Annotated in this window: 12 protein-coding genes and 1 pseudogene; 6 read left to right on the top strand and 7 right to left on the bottom strand. The window is 48.3% G+C overall.

The features are described from left to right. Positions 1-65 precede the first annotated feature (65 nt). The 5 genes from KQJ23_RS21200 to KQJ23_RS21180 form a co-directional block, all read right to left on the bottom strand. On the bottom strand, positions 66-1,823 hold the full coding sequence (locus tag KQJ23_RS21200) for a sensor histidine kinase (RefSeq protein ID WP_216480910.1): 1,758 nt from the start codon (positions 1,821-1,823) through the stop codon (positions 66-68). A 23-nt stretch (positions 1,824-1,846) separates the two neighbouring features. Then, on the bottom strand, positions 1,847-3,424 hold the full coding sequence (locus tag KQJ23_RS21195) for a response regulator (protein ID WP_216480909.1): 1,578 nt from the start codon (positions 3,422-3,424) through the stop codon (positions 1,847-1,849). Positions 3,425-3,554: 130 nt separating this feature from the next. After that, positions 3,555-5,243 (bottom strand): extracellular solute-binding protein, encoded by a 1,689-nt coding sequence (locus KQJ23_RS21190; protein WP_216480908.1) that lies wholly within the window; start codon positions 5,241-5,243, stop codon positions 3,555-3,557. A 94-nt stretch (positions 5,244-5,337) separates the two neighbouring features. After that, the gene (locus KQJ23_RS21185; protein WP_216480907.1) at positions 5,338-6,234 is read right to left on the bottom strand and encodes a carbohydrate ABC transporter permease; all 897 of its coding nucleotides are present in this window, start codon (positions 6,232-6,234) and stop codon (positions 5,338-5,340) included. Positions 6,235-6,264: 30 nt separating this feature from the next. Continuing rightward, a complete protein-coding gene (locus tag KQJ23_RS21180) occupies positions 6,265-7,224 on the bottom strand; it encodes an ABC transporter permease (RefSeq protein WP_216480906.1) in 960 nt (319 codons plus the stop codon). A gap of 190 nt (positions 7,225-7,414) precedes the next feature. Between KQJ23_RS21180 and KQJ23_RS21175 the strand changes: the two genes are divergently transcribed. Together KQJ23_RS21175 and KQJ23_RS21170 are read left to right on the top strand one after the other, a co-directional pair. Further along, the gene (locus KQJ23_RS21175) at positions 7,415-8,779 is read left to right on the top strand and encodes an amino acid permease (protein ID WP_430522325.1); all 1,365 of its coding nucleotides are present in this window, start codon (positions 7,415-7,417) and stop codon (positions 8,777-8,779) included. 132 nt (positions 8,780-8,911) lie between these two features. After that, positions 8,912-11,191, top strand: coding sequence for a poly(ethylene terephthalate) hydrolase family protein (locus KQJ23_RS21170; protein WP_216480905.1), 2,280 nt, complete (start codon positions 8,912-8,914; stop codon positions 11,189-11,191). A 171-nt stretch (positions 11,192-11,362) separates the two neighbouring features. On the opposite strand, the gene KQJ23_RS21165 is transcribed toward KQJ23_RS21170, so the two are convergent. Continuing rightward, complete coding sequence (locus KQJ23_RS21165; RefSeq protein WP_216480904.1) at positions 11,363-11,923, bottom strand: GbsR/MarR family transcriptional regulator; 561 nt, start codon at positions 11,921-11,923, stop codon at positions 11,363-11,365. Between the two features lie 278 nt (positions 11,924-12,201). Here KQJ23_RS21165 and KQJ23_RS21160 point away from each other — a divergent pair, with 278 nt between their 5' ends. The 4 genes and pseudogenes from KQJ23_RS21160 to KQJ23_RS21150 all read left to right on the top strand — a co-directional run bounded on the left by KQJ23_RS21160 (position 12,202) and on the right by KQJ23_RS21150 (position 17,687). After that, the gene (locus KQJ23_RS21160; RefSeq protein WP_216480903.1) at positions 12,202-13,422 is read left to right on the top strand and encodes a quaternary amine ABC transporter ATP-binding protein; all 1,221 of its coding nucleotides are present in this window, start codon (positions 12,202-12,204) and stop codon (positions 13,420-13,422) included. After that, positions 13,406-14,237, top strand: a pseudogene (locus KQJ23_RS23860) (ABC transporter permease); the annotation flags it as partial. The gene KQJ23_RS21160 and the pseudogene KQJ23_RS23860, both read left to right, overlap by 17 nt. A gap of 14 nt (positions 14,238-14,251) precedes the next feature. Next, the gene (locus KQJ23_RS23855) at positions 14,252-15,154 is read left to right on the top strand and encodes a glycine betaine ABC transporter substrate-binding protein (protein ID WP_430522324.1); all 903 of its coding nucleotides are present in this window, start codon (positions 14,252-14,254) and stop codon (positions 15,152-15,154) included. 205 nt (positions 15,155-15,359) lie between these two features. After that, positions 15,360-17,687, top strand: coding sequence for a helix-turn-helix domain-containing protein (locus KQJ23_RS21150; RefSeq protein ID WP_216480902.1), 2,328 nt, complete (start codon positions 15,360-15,362; stop codon positions 17,685-17,687). 252 nt (positions 17,688-17,939) lie between these two features. On the opposite strand, the gene KQJ23_RS21145 is transcribed toward KQJ23_RS21150, so the two are convergent. Then, a complete protein-coding gene (locus KQJ23_RS21145) occupies positions 17,940-18,956 on the bottom strand; it encodes a glycoside hydrolase family 130 protein (RefSeq protein ID WP_216480901.1) in 1,017 nt (338 codons plus the stop codon). Positions 18,957-18,958: the final 2 nt, after the last annotated feature.

The following is an 18,958-nucleotide window of genomic DNA, read 5'->3' as shown; positions in this document are numbered from 1 at the left end:
CCTTTCGTGATCCGAATTTTACACACTATTGGTCTATTTAAAACTCGAACCAGGCAGCTGTCAAGCTACTTTTCGCGCCAGGCAGGAATGACGATTTGTACCGTTGTTCCGATTCCCGGACGACTACCGATGCTCACCCCGTATTTGCTTCCGTAATGAAGCTGAATCCGGCTGTTGACGTTACGGATGCCATAACCAGTATTCAGTCCTTCTACCGGGTCGAAAATCTGCTTGATCTTATCCAGACTCATTCCCGTTCCATCATCGATAATCTTAAAAATGATATCTTCTCCATGCAGCTTTCCTGACACAGTGATATGAATGGAATTCCCAAACCAGGCATGTTCCAGTGCGTTTTCGATAAAGGGCTGCAAAATCAGCTTGATCGTATCGTACTTAATGATCGAAGGGTCGATATCATAGAATATGGAGACCGCATCCCCAAATTTGGTAGTCTGAATATTCATGTAAGCCTGCACCTGTTCCAGCTCACTGCGGATCGGAATGACCGTCCGGCCTTCGTTCAGCGAGAGCCGGTAGAATTTCGCCAGGTCAAGCACCATCCGCTGAAGCTTCTCAATCTCTCCAAATTGTGCGAGCCGGCTAATGGAAGATAATGTGTTGTAAAGGAAGTGCGGATTAATCTGGGCTTGCAGAGATTCCAGCTCCGCCTCTTTCTTCTCGATCTGGGTCATATACACCTGCTCGATCAAATGGTCAATGTCTCGACCCATTTCATTCAATGCCGCAGCGATTTGCCCAAATTCGTCCTTTCCCCGATAGCCCATTCGCTTATGGAGCTCCCCTTCCCGGAAGGCATTGAGCACATAGACAATTTTATTCATCCGGATAGAGAAATACCTGGAAATAAACATCCCTGCAAACGTGAAGACAATCAGGCAGAGCATGCAAATGAGCAAAATGAACATGCGTACCTTGGCCGAATCCTGCTCCATGACCGTCATAGGTACATACGCAGTCATAGCCCAGGACTGTCCCACCGACTCTTGAATCGTCAAATAGAGATGCGATGACTCTTCTCCATGAGCTTCTCCTTCCGGCAATACGCCTGACTGGTAGAGAACTCTTCCATACTCATCCTCAATCACCAGTGCGCTGCCTTCCCCGATCTTGCTATAATCCAGCCCTTGAAACAGCTCATCTATCCTGACGCTGAACCTCATGAACCCAATCTCATTCAAGTCCAGCGGATTCTGGCTGTCTACCAGTCTGCGCAATAACGAGATCCGACCAAAATCCTCGTCCCTCTCCACCCGCTGCCATGACATCGTCTCACCGAATTGTTCCGCCGGGAAATTCCGATGCCACACCTTATCCTCGATCCGGCTCAGATGATAGAGGTTGTAGTTTCTTTCTAGCAGATCCGGCCGCTCTTGCAGGAAATTGCCATGATAAATTTCGGGAAACGATTCATTTGCGAGGAATATGTACATTGCGATATTGAGGCTGGTTGCGTTAACTGCAATAGAAAATTTGGGTCTTACGATCTTGGTGGTGCGCTCGTAAGTGTCCCATCCCTTCTCATAAATGCGAAGCTGTGTAATCAGCGAATAATCCTCGTAAAGCATGTTCGATATCCGTTCGACATCGGAAAGCTTATACTCAATATTATCCTTCATTTGCAGCAGAGTGCCTTGAATATTACTCCTTGTCTGTACCCGGATCGAATCCTCATACATCGAATGAGAGAAATAACCGATCGCGATAACCGGAATGATGATAAAAACCATATAGGTAATCATGAGCTTATATCCGAAGGGAATAAATCTTGGCTGCTTCGAAGCCTTGTTGGCCGGTATCATCCGTATTCACCTCTCTTCCGCGATTACTCCCGCTTGCGGAATTCCATCGGGGTCATCCCATAGGTTTCCTTGAATTGGCGGCTGAAATAGGGAATGTACCGATACCCCACCTGATCCGCCACCTCATAGATTTTCATCACCGGATTTCGCAGCAAATCCCTGGCCCGTTCCATCCGCATACTGATCAGCATTTCACTGAAGCTCTTGCCGACCTCCTCCTTGAACAAATGGCCCAGATAGTTCGGCGAGAAGGAAAACTGCTCTGCCATATCCTTGAGCGTTATATTCTCATGCATTCGATCCTTCATCATCTTCATGATTTCACGGATCAGCCTGCTATTCTTCGTATCCCGCTTCCTGCGCATCATCTCTGAAATTTCAAATACCTTGCGAACCAGCCAGGAGCGGATGTCGCCCATCATTTCGAATTTGAGCACCACATCGAGGCTATGCAGCTCCATCCCCAGCATTTCAAACAAATCCTCATCCTGACCCTGCAAATAATGATCCAGCTTGAATACGATATACATCGCTAAATTATAAATTGTAAACTTGGAGCGCAAGGTCGACACCGACTTGAACAGATTGTCGATCTCGTCGTGGACACGTACCAATTCATAGTTGCTCATCGCCTTGAACAAGGCATCCAGGCGGATATCCAATGTCTTGGCATCATTCATCTCCGGCGCTTTATGTACTTCTTCATAATTAATAATCTGGCCCCGGCCGAAAAACATTTTTCCGTCCAATGCCTCTAGTGCTTGTCTGAAAGACGCCGGCAATTGTGTCGGGCTCGGAACCTCTTCTCCCAAACCGACGGTTATCGACATAGATATGGTGGAATCGATCGAGCCGCGGATTTCTTCCAGGCTTCTTGCCCGTCCCTCACCATACAGCAGCAATGCAATCCGGTTTCGACTCAGCTTGCAATAATGGAGCCCATTACTATAAATAATCTCGTAAATATGCTTCAGGCACATTTCCAGCTTCTGAGCGGCATCCTTCTCACCGTACTCCGGCCTAAGCCATTTGAAATCATCGATCTCAAGCACCGCAATCCGGAGCGGGCCTTTCAACGAATCCAGGCCATAAGAGGAGGCCAACTGGGTCAAGCTATCGGCAGGATCCCAACTCAACTCGCCTTCCAGCAGGCGGATCAACAGATCGTTCTTGGCCATCGGCTTCATTCGGAGATAATTCTCTTCTGCCTCACGCTGTCGTGCTTCCAGCTTTAATTCCCCGGTAATCGCCACCAAGGAGGCAATCAGTTCTTCATCGTCCATCGGCTTCAACACATAATTGCATGCCTTGAGAGACAATGCCTCTCTTACATAATGAAAGTCCTGGTATCCGCTTACAAAAATAATTCGAACGTTCGGCTTTCGTTCAATAGCAATTCGTGCCAGCTCCAGTCCGGACATATTCGGCATATTAACATCGGTCACCAAAATATCGACGGGCTGCTGTTCCATAAGCTCACATGCCGAAAATCCGTTGCTGACAGCTCCAACAACTTCAAGCCCAAGTTCTTGCCAAGGAATAAACCGTTTCATCCCTTCCAGATCCAACAGTTCGTCATCGGCTAACAGCACTTTATACATGATGAGTGTCCTCCTAGGATAGGCTCTTGAATCCAGTATACCGTTACGATATGTTCCTGAACAGGCGCAGATTACTCCGGCAGTGATAGGAAAAAAAGGGCCTGAATGAACCAGGCCCTTTCATGATAAATTAATTGCCGTTAATCATTGCTTTGTTCTCGCCCCACTTTTTAGCGAAGTGGTCCAAGGTTGCTTGGAATCCGGCGGCCATCGTATCATCATAAGCCTTGTCTAACAAAGTCAACACTTCTTCGTCGCTCTTCGTGAACAGCGTTTGCGCTCTCACTTGATCCCAAATGTCCTTAGCGCGTTGGAACGCAATGCCTGCTTCGCTGTCCGGACTTGGCGGCATATTAACAAACTCCGTAGCGTCCCCTTGCGTTTTCCAGGTGATTTGATACTGCCAGTAAGTCGCCCAGTTGCGTTCGTTTTCAGCCAATGTAGACTCGTATTTACCTTTTGTATCATCCGCAAATACGGTGTTGCCGACCCACATTAACGGATCCATGAACTTCTGGTACTCAGCCAGTTTATCTTTCTCCGTACCGTATTTCTCCGTAAATTTCGGTGTGTAGCCGTCCGCTTCAAGTCCTTGCCAATACTCGCCTTCCACACCCCAGAATTGCAGCGTCGTTCCTTCCGGACCGGTCCACCAATCCAGGAATGCGAAAACTGCTTCCGGATCTTTAGCGCTCGTAGTAATTACTGCTGCATTCCAACCCAATTTGTTGTAGGTGCCCGGATAGATTTTGTTCTTATCCAGTCCTTCTTTATGAATCGGCCAGATCATGAAATAGCCCAGATCCGGATTCGACGGATCTTTCTTTCTAAGCTCGGTATCCGCAGCCATCGCGTAAACCGTCGGGTTCGCTGTCGCATATACCGCTACCCGGCCATTGATCAGTTTCTCGTCGACCTGGTCGCGGGTTTGCGTAAATGCATCCTGCGTCATCAAGCCTTCACGGAACAATTTTGCAGCATATACAACGGACTCACGGTAAGGCTCATCCTTATAGATCGATTTCATCTTGTCCTCGCCGTCAGGTACGGCAAAGAATCTGCCGAAGCCCATGTTATCTTCCTTAAACGCAGAGTAAATTTGGTCGAGACCATGTCCTTCGGTGGCAAGATCCGTTTCAAACGGAATCACGTTCGGATACTTTTCCTTAACCTGTTTCAAATAGGCATATAAGTCGTCCGTAGTTTCGAGCTTAGGCGAACCAAGCGCCGTATAGTACTCCTTGTTTATAACCCAGCCGGCGTTCCCGTTTGGCCGGTTCGTATACCAGTTCGGGAACTGATACAGCTTACCGTCAGGTGAACGAAGCATGTTCAGAGCTTTCGGGTCGAGCCATTTTTTCAAATTCGGGTATTTATCGATATAATCATCAAGCGGCACAAGCAATCCTGCTTCGCGCAGCCGCTCTACGTCGGTGCCGCGTTCGCCCCATACGATGTCAGGCAATTCGCCGGATGCAATCATCGTATTTAGCTTCTGGGCAGCGTTGCCGCCGTTTGGTACTTCCGTCACCGTAATCTTCTTGTTGTCTTGAACCCATTTCGTGGTTGGATCATCGCCCCACTTAGGCATCGTATACCAGTCATAATTTCCGAACAATGTAATGTTGAGCGGCTCTTTCCCAAGTTCGTAGAGTTTCGGCCCCTCTGAGTTCGCCTCTGTCGTTGGCGTCTCCGCAGTGTTGCCGTTCTGGTCAGCCGGTTTTCCGCTATTGCTGTTTTTGCCGGAGCAACCGGCAACCAGTGCAATAATCGTCAGGACCGATAAAACGGTAACCAGCCATTTTCTCCTCTTCATCATAGCGTTGCTTTCCCCTTTCTGAAATACAAATGATATGATCTATGGTTAAAGCTTGTGCTCTAAACCCGCTCGAAATGTCGTTTGTCCACTTCACCTACTCCTTTAGTGAACCGACCAATACGCCCTTGACGAAGTACTTTTGTACAAAAGGATAGACGCAAATAATTGGAAGTGTAGCAACGATCATAGTCGCCATCGAAAGCGATTTGCTTGTGATCGTTTTGGCCCGCTGCATGTGGGCCAGCGATGAAGCATCCAGCCCCCCTCCCCCTTGCTCGGAGACGATATTCGATAACAGAATCTGCCGCAAAATCGTCTGGATCGGGTATTTATTCTGATCGGAGATATAAATTCCGGCAAGGAACCACTCATTCCAGTGATACACGGCGGTAAACAGCGCCAGGGTGGCGATAACCGGTCCCGATAAAGGAAGAACGATTCGGAATAGAGTGCCCCAGTTGCCGCAGCCGTCGATTTTTGCCGACTCCTCCAATCCATTCGGAAGCCCTTGGAAGAAGGTTCGGAAAATGATCATATTCCACACGCCGATCAGCGAGGGGATAATGAAGACCCAGAACGAGTTCATCAAACCCAGGTTGCGAATCAGCATGAAGGTAGGAATCAACCCGCCGCCAAAATACATTGTGATAATACACATAACCATATAATATTTACGGCCCATCAGTTCCTTTTTGGACATGCCGTAAGAAAAGATCGCTGTGCACAGAATGGCGGATGCCGTACCAATGATGGTACGCAGAACCGAAATGAAGAATCCGCTCATCAAACGGTCATCCTTAAACACGACTTTATAGTTCTCCAAGGTGAATACTCTCGGCCATAGCGTAATTCCGCCTTTGGAAGTATCAAGCCCCTGGTTAAAAGATACCGCTAAAGCGTTCAGGAATGGATACAGCGTAGAAACCGCGAGCAAAATAAGAAATGAATAGATGAAAAGCATCATAATGCGATCACCCAAGGTGTCCTTCATATCAAGCAACCTCCTCTGATTATATCCGGATTACCACAAACTGTTGCCCGACCGCCGTGCTATGAAGTTGGCCAAGCTTAGCAGACCCACGCTGACTACGGCTTTGAAGACCCCAACGGCAGTTGCATAGGAGTATCGGTAATTATCGATCCCGACACGCACCACATACGTATCTAATACATCGGATACATCCCGGATGGCCGGGTTGGCGGCGAGAATCAAAATGTCCTCAAAACCCGCGCTTAACAGGTTGCCGATAGCCAATATCATGAAGATGCTGACAACCGGCATAATGGATGGAAGCGTAATCAGATAGATTTGCTTGAATCGGCTCGCACCATCGATCGATGCAGCCTCATATGTATTTGGATCCACACCGGCGATCGCCGCAAGGTAGACGATAGAGCCAAATCCGATTTCCTTCCAGACGTTCGTCGTTACGAGAATCCCCCAGAAATATTGAGGCAATGACAAAAAGTTAATCGGCTTGTCTATGAAGTTCAGCTTCTCCAGAAGCATGTTGATGCTCCCGTTATCCACAGCAAGCAATGCGCTGACCAGACCGCCTAGAATAACCCAGGACATAAAGTGCGGTAAATAAGTTATCGTCTGCACAACCCGTTTGAAGGCCATCTTTCTAACTTCATTTAGCATGAGAGCCAAAACAATCGGGGCCGGGAATCCGATGAGAAATTTCAGAAAACTGATAACAATCGTATTTCTCATCACGGTTTTAAATTCCGGTGCATTGAAGAAATAAGTGAAGTGCTTGAGTCCTACCCACGGACTGCTGGAAAAACTTCTTCCGATTTTATAATCCTGAAAAGCCATCAGGATGCCATACATCGGGATGTAACTAAAAATAAAGATCAAAATTAATGCCGGTATGACCATAAGCTGCAAATCCCACTGCTTGATAAATCTCCATAATCCGCTTCTCTTCTTGTCCGCAGCCGGTTCCAGCCTGTTTTCCACGGATAATTGCGCCATTTATGTGTCCTCCCTCTACTGCTTTCTCCGTCTATCTTTATTTTAAGAAAATGGAAGCACGCTTACTATCTGCCCAATCAACGAAATCTGATACTAATCAACAAGGTAACATTCGGATTACATCCGGCGAAAATTATTGTAAGATGATTCAATAGCTATGTATTACATTGCATTTTGGGAGGCTTTTTGATTGAATTCAGAACATACGTCACTTCAGAAAAAATTACTTCCCCGGCACATCAGCTTCATGGCCATGGGCGGGGTGATCGGCACAGGGATATTTAAAGGGAGCGCGGAGACCGTTAGCCTGGCTGGTCCAGGCGTGATCCTTACTTATGTACTGGCAGGGCTGCTGCTGCTGGTCGTTATGGGGGCTATTGCTGAAATGGCAACCGTCTATCCGGGGGCAAACATGAAGGATTTCATACGGAAAGGTCTCGGAGAACGAATCTCATTTATTGTAGGCTGGCTCTACTGCTTCATGTGGCTTACCGTGTGCATTATCGAGGTTCTTGCCGCGGGGAGCTTTCTTCAATTTTGGCTGCCCGATATTCCGCTGTGGATTCTCAGCCTTATCTGCGCCGTCTTCATTATTTCCATTAACGGGCTCAGTGTCGGCGGGTACGGAGAATTTGAATTTTGGCTGGCCGGGGTAAAAATAGCGATGATTATTCTATTTATTGTGCTCGGGGGCTTGATGCTCTTCGGACTTCTCCCGGGAGGAGGTACAGAGGCCGGCCAACCATGGTGGCATCATTACGCTGCCCATGGAGGATTCTTCCCTAACGGATGGACAGCGATCTTTCCCGCCTTGCTTGTGGTTATGTTTTCATATGGAGGATCAGAAATGATCGGGCTGACTTTATCTGAAGCCCAGGATGCGGAGCGGGTGCTGCCCCGCGTCGTGAAGAGCTTTATTCTGCGTGTGATCCTCTTCTACACGTTGCCGATTCTGGTTATTTGCGGTCTGATTCCCTGGAACAACTTGAGCGAGCAGACCAGCCCGTTCGTTCAGGTACTTACCTCTGCCGGAATGACGGGGGCAGCCCATCTGATGAATTTCATTCTGATCACGGCGGTACTATCTGCTGCTAACTCAGGAATCTACGGCATGACTCGGATGCTGCACTCCATGGCTACCGGGGGCGAAGCGCCTTCCGGGCTCGCACGGCTCTCATCCAAAGGCGTGCCTGTCCGCAGTTTGCAGTGGGTAGCCGTTCTCTTGATTACGGGATCCCTGATTGCCTATTTTGCCCAAGACGGGCTATTTCGCCTGCTGATGGCTGTTCCCGGTTTCGTCGTATTGCTGGTCTGGATTTCCATCCTGCTGTCTCAATGGCGATTGAAGAAAAGCTATCCGAAGCAGCCGGGATTTCAGGTGTGGGGATTCCCGTATATCACCTTGTTTGCGGCACTATCCTTGAGCGTTATTGCCGTGCTATTTCTGTTTGATCCTCAGAATCGGATCAGCATTGCGGTTTGCCTGGCCGTGCTGGGAGTATTAACGGTCTGGTCTATGATCCGCTTCAAGAAAAACGGGGGCAAATCTGATTAGCTAACGCAGATGCACCCGTCTTTTACCGAACAACCCGGGATTATCCTGTTCTCTCTCTATGGCATGCATGCTACAATAGTAAACGTATTGTAACTATTTGCTTATGGCAGAGTACAAGACTTGGGGGATACTATGGAACTTCCTTACCAGACAGAATATATAATCAAACCGCGCAGACGCCCGTTTCGCCTCAGGCTGCGCGATCGGATCCGGCGAACTTATCAATATGATACCGCCTATTGGCGGCTTGCCATTGCCGGTCCCTGGGGGGCCGGCATCTTTGCGTTTATGCTTGCTGCCATGGGGATGCCTACTGGAATCGGCGTCGCCTTCGATATCCTTGTCTTCTTATTTCTAGGAACGCTGGCTCACTTCATCGTGTGCCATATCGCCGCCTTCCTGCTGGCACTGCTCGGAGTTCCCGGTCCCAGACTGTATTATGGCAGCTTGCTGTTTAATATTGCAGCGGTCTATCTGATCTTCTATCAGGAGGATCAATCCGTACTTATTTCTTCCATTGTTACAGGCATATTGACTGTAGCAGGAATTGTGGGCGGGTTAATATTCGCTGTACTTGCCTCCCGGCAAGTACGTTTTCGGACGAAATTTACGATCAGCTCTGTGCTTGTTCTCATGCTGCTGACAGCCGCCCTCTGGCCTGAGCAGGCCCGGCCCGATATGGAAGTTAGCGCAGATAGCGATGTGGTTATTGAAGAGCTAACGGCTGCGGATCCCTCTCTTGCCGGCTCCTATGAGGTCCAGCATTTCACCTATGGCAGCGGCAATGATTACTGGCAGCCGGAATTCGGCGAACAGAGCGATTATATTACGGAGAGTGTGGATGCGTCCGCCTATATTAAGAAGTGGAACCGTCTCCGGACGAAATATTGGGGATTCAATGAGAAATCGCTCCCGGTAAATGGCAGAGTGTGGATGCCGGAAGGCACCGGCAGTTTTCCGCTCGTGCTGATTGTACACGGGAACCACCTGATGGAGGATTACTCGGACGACGGTTATGCCTATCTGGGGAACTTGCTGGCAAGCCGGGGATTCATCGCGGTGTCCGTAGACGAGAATTTCCTGAATTACTCCGTGTGGACCGGTATTCCCGATAATGATATGAAGGTGCGCGCCTGGATGCTCCTGAAGCATTTGCAGCAGATTGGCGCCTTTGCCGGGGATGCGGAATCTCCTTTTTATCAAAAGGTTAACTTCGACAAGATCGCCATGATCGGTCATTCACGCGGAGGACAGGCGGTTGCCATGGCTGCTGATTATCAGCGCTGGTTCGGCTCCGATGCCGGACTTGAAGGGCTTGAGCAGTATCAGATTCAGGCAGTTGCCGCCATTGCTCCAACCGATAAGAAGGTGGATGGGAACCTGGCTGAACTGGAGAACATCAATTATTTAACGCTGCAAGGAGCAAGGGACGGAGATGTCAGTGATTTTGACGGAGAAAGACAATACGTTCGAACTTCCTTCACTTCTTCCGATGAGGATGAAGAGGACTATTTCAAAGCCTCCCTCTACATTGGGGATGCTAACCACAGCCAATTCAATACCGGTTGGGGACGACATGATGTCAGCTATCCGAAGGGAATTCTGCTGAACCGGCAGGGTCTGCTTACACCGGCTGAGCAACGTCAAATTGCCAAGGTGTATATTTCGGCTTTTCTGGAAGCTACATTGCATGGCAAAGAGCAATATGCGCCTCTATTCGTAGACTACCGTCAAGCCCTGGACTGGCTGCCGGAGACTTCTTATTTTAATCGTTTCGAGAGCAGTTCCATAACCGCATGGGCCCGCTTCGACGAGGATACCAACCGGATCACCCTCCCTGAGGGAGGAACCGCAGAGGGCGAGGAAGTCATTTGGCGAGAGGAAGAAGCCAAGAATCGCCGCAACACGGGAAAAGGTACAAAGGGGATTGTGCTGGAACGCAGGAATCTATCTGAAGAGGTATCCACCTATACACTGGACTGGGAGCAGGGTGCTCCACAGCCTGAAGGCGGCATTGGTGTCCTGTCTTTCGCCATGGCAGACAGAAGTTATGAATTAAATAAACCGGAGAAATCCTCTTCTGAGGATTACGTGACGGAACCGATGGAGATTGAAATTGAACTGGAAACCATGGATGGGGTTGCCGTCTCCCTTCCGCTCTCGCAGTTCATGGCGCTTCAACCGCTTCCCGAGACCCGGTTCACCTTGCATCCTTGGCTTGATCTCCACTTGTCGGACGGAAAATACAAGCAGCCAACGGAATCTGTCTTCCAGACCTTTCAGCTAAACCTGGATGCCTTTTCTGAAGCAGACTCCCGTTTCAATCCGGAAACCGGTATTGGAAAACTCAGCTTTCACCTTTATAACGGGACAGGGCGAGTCATGATTGCCGATATCGGCGTATATGAGTAAAGATCGCAAGTGCTGGAGGGCAACGTGTGAAGAGTTGCTGTTGCTACGATCGCTGTTGCTCGCGGATTTCTTTGATTGGACTAAGTTCTAGCAAGGGAGAAATCCGCTCACAAGCCATAATAATATACAGGCCATCCGGAGTGATTCCCGGATGGCCTGCTTCATGCTCATTTATTCTTTCGGCACCAGATTGTAGATGTCCCCGCTCTCCATAACGTCAATCAGACGGTCAAGCCACAAATAGTATTGCACCGCCTGCTCCATCTTGCGCTGGTCTTCCTCCAATATAGAACAATAAGGTTCTTGCGGCTTATCATCAGCCTTCAACGTTTTATTGATCTCATTCATCGCTTTGCGGAGGACAAGAAGATTACTCTCCACAGCTTTTCTCCATTTGATCGCAAAAAAGTCTGTAAAGGTCTGATGCCAGTCATATTCAACCTCGTACAAATCCTTACGGGATCCCTTCTCCCATACCTTATTAACCATTCGAAGATCAAGCAGCGTACGCACTCCCGTGCTCATGCTGGTCTTACTCATCTTCATTTCCATACCCATCTCATCAAGAGTCATCGGTTTATCCGCAAAAAAAAGCAGCCCGTACAAATGGCCAGTCGAATGAGAAATTCCGTATAAATCCATGTTACTGCCGATTGCTTCTATTACACGCTTGCGTATTTTCATCAGTTCAGCCTGCTGTTCCGACGTTAGCTGATTCAGGCTTGCGCTCATGTGTCATGCGACCTCCAGTTCTAACGATAGCTGTGCTTCTTGCTCTTATGAGCTATGCTTTCTCTATCTTAAGAAAAGCAACTTAAAAAGTAAAGAAACAGATTGGGTAGGATATATGAGCAATCCGGAGTATTCTTAAGTATCTTTACGTTCAGTTTTTTCTGTACGTTCTATACGTACTGTAATCATACTTGAGCTTTTGCTTGATCGTTTGCTAGACTTGTTGCATGGGTTAACACGGGATACAGAATTAAAATGAAATTGTAAGAGGTGAGTACATGCAGCAAGAAATATTGAGAGTCAATCAAATAAGCAAGCTGTTCGGCCCGGGTGCCGAGCAAGGCGTGAATCTCCTGGAGCAAGGGTACTCCAAGGAAAGACTCGCGAAAGAGAAAAACCTGACCGTCGGTGTGAATCGAGTGAGCCTCGAAATTCGTGAAGGCGAAATTTTCGTCATCATGGGACTATCGGGGAGCGGAAAGTCAACGCTTGTCCGCATGCTCAATCGGCTGATCGAGCCAACAGGCGGAGAAGTGCTCTTTCACGGACGCGATCTCCGCAAAATGAGCAAGTCCGAGCTGAGAGAGGTCCGCAGAAAGAGCATTAGTATGGTCTTTCAGAAATTTGCACTCTTTCCACACCGCACCGTGCTCGAAAACGTGGAATATGGCCTGGAGGTTCAAAGGGTCGCTAAATCCGAACGGCGCAGCCAAGCCTTGTCTTCCCTTGAGCTCGTTGGGCTAAAGGGCTGGGAGGATCGTTATCCGGATCAATTGAGCGGCGGTATGCAGCAACGAGTGGGGTTAGCCCGGGCGCTGGCCAATGACCCGGAGATTCTGCTGATGGATGAAGCATTCAGTGCCCTTGATCCCTTAATCCGCCGTGATATGCAAGATGAGCTCGTGGAGCTTCAAGATAAGATGAAGAAAACCATCGTATTTATAACCCACGATCTGGATGAAGCCCTCCGCATCGGAGACCGGATCGCCCTGATGAAGGACGGAGAATTGATTCAGATCGGTACTCCGGAGGAAATGCTGACCCAGCCTGCCGACCGCTATGTCGAGCGGTTCATCGAGGATGTGGATCTGTCTAAGGTACTGACTGCTTCCCGTGTCATGCGGCGTCCCGAGACGGTTACTCTGGATCGCGGGCCTCGCGTTGCGCTGGAGCTGATGAGAGAGCGCGGCATATCCAATCTGTTTGTGATAGACCGGGCCAAGCGTCTGCTTGGGGTTATTACAGCAGAAGATGCCTCCCAGATTTTGAAGTCGGGTGGCGGACTTCAGGATATTCTGATCACCGATGGACCTTGCGTGTCTCCGGATACATTATTGAACGAATTATTCGAGGTAACCAGTTCTGCTCGCGTGCCTTTGGCCGTAGTGGATGACCAGCAGCGGTTGTTGGGAGTCATCGTCAGGGGAGCTGTACTCGGCGCTTTAGCCGGGGAAGTCAACTCCAAGAAGGAGGTGGGCGAGCATGAGCTTCTTGCCTAAGCTGCCGATTGCGAATGGAATCGAACTGGCTGTCGACTGGATGGAGGACCATCTTGGCCCTCTATTTGGAGCGATATCTGAGGTTATTGAGACGATCGTTAATTTTTTCTCCAACATCTTCTTATTTCCTCATCCGCTCATCTTTATAGCGATCATCGGTGTTCTCGCCTACTTCATTGGCAAATGGAAGCTAAGTCTGTTCACGATTATCGGATTTCTCCTGATTGATAATCTTGGCTATTGGCAGGAAACGATGAGCACACTGGGACTTGTCATCACATCTGGATTGATATCCATTCTGCTCGGAATTCCCATTGGAATTGCTTGTGCCTACAGCAAGACAACGAACCGGATTATCGCTCCGCTGCTTGATTTCATGCAGACGATGCCTGCCTTCGTCTATCTGCTGCCGGCAGTTACCTTCTTCAGCCTCGGTGTCGTGCCAGGGGTAATTGCCTCTGTCATCTTTGCGATCCCGCCGACGATTCGGCTGACACATCTCGGCATCAAGCAAGTGTCCGGAGAGCTGACAGAAGCATCCGATGCTTTTGGCTCGACCTCTTGGCAGAAGCTGATCAAGGTGGAACTGCCGCTCGCTATGCCAACCATGATGGCCGGGGTGAACCAGACCATTATGCTTTCATTGTCCATGGTCGTTATCGCATCGATGATCGGCGCACAAGGAATCGGGGCAACGGTGTATCGTGCGGTCACCCAACTCAAGATTGGTCAAGGCTTTGAAGCCGGCTTGGCCGTTGTAGTCCTGGCCATCGTGCTCGACCGCTTTACACAGAACTTATTTAAATCAAACAAGAGGAGTGTGTAATTCATGAAGATGAAGAAGATGAAGAAACTGATGGTACTTGCAGGGCTGGCATCCATGTTCGCCTTGACGGCATGCGGAGCGGCAACCAACAACAACGGCGATGCCTCTGCATCAAATGGAATCTCCGGTATGAAGCACGAAATTATCGGTATTGACCCTGGAGCAGGTATCATGAAGGCGACTGAACAAGCGATTAGCGATTACGGACTGGAGGACTGGAAGCTCATCGAAGGCTCCGGAGCCGCAATGACAGCCATGCTGGATAAGGCAGTTAAAGCCCAGAACCCGATTATTATTACCGGTTGGACACCGCATTGGATGTTTGCGAAATATGACTTGAAGTATCTTGAGGATCCCCAAAAAACATACGGTGAAGCCGAAGAAATTCATACCATTGTCCGCCAAGGACTAAAGGACGATCATCCAACCGCCTATGAGTTTCTTGATCGGTTTGAATGGACTTCCGACGAAATGGGTGAGATCATGACTGCCATCCAGGAAGGAAGTGATCCTGCTGAGGCCGCCGAGGCTTGGGTTGAAGCCAATCCGGAGCGCGTTGACGAATGGGTCAAGGATTTGAGCCCGGTTAACGGCGATACGTTCAAGCTCAGCTACGTGGCTTGGGACTCCGAAATCGCCAGCACAAACGTGCTCGAATACGTGCTGGAGAGCAAGCTTGGTTATGACGTCACTTCCCTTCAAGTTGAAGCTGGTCCAATGTGGACCGGCGTAGCCAGCGGCGATGTGGATGCTTCCGCGGCAGCCTGGCTCCCATTGACTCATGCCGATTACTGGACAGAATTCGGAGAGAAGCTTGAGGATCTCGGAGCAAACATGACTGGGGTCAAGACCGGTCTCGTCGTCCCAGCCTATATGGAAATTAGCTCCATTGAGGATTTGAAGTAAATGATGAGCAGCTAGCAGTACATTCCCCCCTCCTGACAGTTTAAGATTCTGTTGGGAGGGGATTTTTTATTTGTTTGTGCAACATGATATCCTTATATTATTTTCGACAATTTCAGCTCTCCACTTCCTAATTTCGCATTTTTATAGCATAATAAATATAACGTTATAATGATTGATCCATTTATTGCACTGGAGGTGACTACATATGCCCAATACATCAGGCTCTTCCAAGTCCACAGGGACCTCGCCAATCTGGAGTCATTTTAAGTCCAAGCTTCTTCTTAAATATACGATCTCATATGTGTTAATCTTTCTGATTCCACTAATCGTGGTCACGCTACTTGTGTATGAAAGCGCAGTCAAGAACCTCCGGATCGAGATTGAACAATCGAACGTGAATCAGTTGAATCAGGTAAAGACGACCATTGATGAGCGTATGGCTGAATTGTTGGACATTGCTAGTAAAATTTCCTATGACCAGAAGCTGACACCCTATATGGTTCATCACTCCCTCTATAGTGCAGATGCAGTTCGTACTTTAAGCCAATATAAGGCCAACAGCAGCATTCTGGAAGATTTGTTTTTGTATTATCACAATGACTCGGTCATTTATGCTCCCGCCGGCATGACGAATATTAATGTTGTTTTTGAACGGATGTATAAGTATGAACGGTGGACGAAAGAGCAGATGCTGAAGGATCTGAATGAATTAAAGCGGCCGGTCATGCGGCCGGCGGAAATCGTCAATGTCTATTCCCATAGCGACCCTATGCTGACTTACCTGGTGCCGATCAAACCGAATGATCAGTACCCTTATGGCATTGTCGTCTATTTAATGAAAGAATCCAAGCTGACCGGTGTAATGGATTCCATCCTTAGCGACTTTGCCGGCGGCAGCTTTATTTTTGACCAGAATGGTGAGACGCTGACCGTTAACAATCATGGTACCAGCCTGCCTGCAGAGGATGTAGCCGTATTGCCGTCTCTTGAGCCCGGAATTCACAGTTTGACACTGAATCATGACAAGTATTCGGTTGTCGTCGTGAAATCCGAATATAATGGATGGACTTACGTCACAACGATGCCTAGCTACCAGTTCTTCAGCCGTGTTGCCCATATTAAGGAACTGGTATTCATGATTTTCTGCGTCACAGCGATCACGGGTATTTTGGCTGCAATGCTGCTGGCCAAGCGTCAATATCACCCGATCAAAGACCTGCTTGAATTCGCTCAGCTTAAGCCCGGCTCCTCCCATGAATTGCAGCATCGGAATGAGTGGGAATGGATTAAGCAGACGATTCATGACTACAGCGCTAGAATTGATATGCAGCAGCCTTACGTTCGTAACCAATGTCTGCTGCTTCTGCTGAAATACGGCCAACCCAATGATGCTGATGTGGAACGAATGATTCAAGGAACCGGATTAATGCTTCCTCCGGGCAGGGGCTTCTATTTTTCGGTCATTCTTGCTTGGGATGATGGCGTTGAAGGGGAAAGAAATTGGCAGGAGCAGCAACACCTGCAGGAGATGTTGAGTGAGTTTGAGTTGTCTGAGCTGGATACTCACGTTTATGGTCTTGAATTCTCTCCGAATGAGCAATTTGCCCTCATTATCTCTGTTGCAGCGTCCAGCGATGAAGAAGCCCAGGAACGGATTCTTCCTATTATTGAAGCCATTAAGGTGCTTATTGTCGACCATTTACGAAACATTCCGTATATGGGCGTAGGGACACTTTACGATGATCTTTCGAATCTGAACCAATCTTTCATTGAGGCCTCTGCAGCGCTTGAATACCGAATGGTTGGCAGCAATGGACGTGTGACTTATTTTGAGCAGATTGCCGAGTTAAACGTCCCTTCTGCGGAAAGTTACTGGATTCCCCGCAAGACTATCCTGAAGATCGAGCAAGGCTTGAAGCAAGGGAATGCGCTTGTGACCCAACAAATGATTACTTCTGTGATTGAGGAATTGAAAATTGAATCATTGTCTGTCTCACTGTTGCGCTGCATCTGCTTTGATCTGTTGAATTCATTGCTGCGCACAGCCTCCGAGCTCGGGATGAACGAAGTGTTCACCGATCTATCCAGCTTGACCTCCTTCGAATCCTTAGAGGAGCTAGATTCAAGATTAGGAGCGCTCACCACCCGAATCTGCCAACAGGTTGAGCGTAATGCGGAAAATGAACAGCATTCTTTGCTGGATGACATTGTCGCCTACGTCGATCAGCAGTATGCGGATTATACATTGAGTCTGGAGCATGTGGCACTCCGGTTCTCAATATCTACCTCTTACCTTAGCCGATGCTTTAAGGAAAAGACGGGATTGAACTTCTCGCAGTATATTTGGCAATGCCGCATGAATGAAGTAACTCGTCTATTGGTTAAAAGCAGTGCACCATTGAAAGAAATTATCGAAAAAGTAGGATATCTTGATGCGCCTAACTTTATACGTAAATTTAAAAAAGAGACAGGCTATACTCCCGGACAATACCGGAAACTATATACAGGTGAACAAGTCGATGGTGATGATTGAAGCACTAGCGTATTCGCTAATGGATTCAGAAGAGACGGACTCAAATTAACATGCCCGCTTCGCTTTTAACGAGCTGTGCGCGACAAAAATAGTGCCTTCTCTTACCTTCCTCTCTCTCATAAGCGAAAAAACATAAAAAGTTGGACGGAAAACCTTACGTTTTCTCTGTCCAACTTTTTATGTCGGGGACTCCTTAGACAGCCCCTTGTCTTCTTGCGTGATTATAGCATTTGAACAACAAGTTACCCTGGATTATTCTGCTTGCTCCAGGATGTAATCTACCAATTCCTCTACAGGAACCGTTGCCAATGCAATTGCCGTATCCGTAACGCCATAATAAATATAGAGGAGACCATCCTTCACGACATTACCTGTCGGGAATACAACATTCGGAATCTGGTAGCCGAATTTTTCATAATAGGTTTCGGGCTCCATGATAAAGTCTTTTGTACGAGCAATGACCTTTTCCGGATTTTCCAGATCAAGCAACAATGCGCCTACCCGGTATACGATCTCATCGTCAACACCATGGTACAGCACCAGCCAGCCGCGGTCTGTCTTCACGGGCGGTGTCGAGCCGCCAATTTTTCGGGACTCCCAGGACATATTCTCCGCCTTGGCCAGCAGCTTGGGCTCTTCCCAATGAATCAAGTCCTCAGAGTAAGTAATCCACATTGCAGCTTTCTCGGTTCCATACTGTTCGCCGATGTATTCTTCCGGACGGCGGAGCAGAACGAATTTACCGTTAATTTTCTCAGGGAACAAAATATTATCCCGGTCATTAATGTCCAGCGGAGTCGTATCGGCAACAAATTCCCAATCAATCAGATTTTTAGACTTCACGATAGAGGAACGGGTCAGCCAATGCCCCTCCTCTTCCCCCCAACCATCCGGATATTTAGGAATTGACCGCTCAGGAACGCCGCGGTTTGTCGGATAGTAACTCATCGCACATGGACGAAGAGCGTAGTTCATGTAGAATGTATCATCAATTTTGACAATACGCGGGTCTTGCACACTGCCATAAGGGAAGCCAAGTTCATCGGGCGTCAGGACCGGTTCATCCTTTACATGAGTAAAATGCACGCCGTCTTCGCTCTCCAGCAAACCGAGGAAGTTTTTGCAAGGGGTCAGTGAGCCTGCCGTCCGCTCAATCATATAAAATTTGTCATTATCGATAATAACAGCAGGGTTGAACACGGTAACCTTTCTCCACTCGTATCCGCCAGGTACTACGATTGGATTCTCGGGGTGTCTTGTAATTTTCATAG

It is taken from the genome of Paenibacillus brevis, assembly GCF_018919145.1.
Taxonomy (GTDB): domain Bacteria; phylum Bacillota; class Bacilli; order Paenibacillales; family Paenibacillaceae; genus Fontibacillus; species Fontibacillus brevis.
This window is presented reverse-complemented; position numbering and strand designations above follow the sequence as displayed.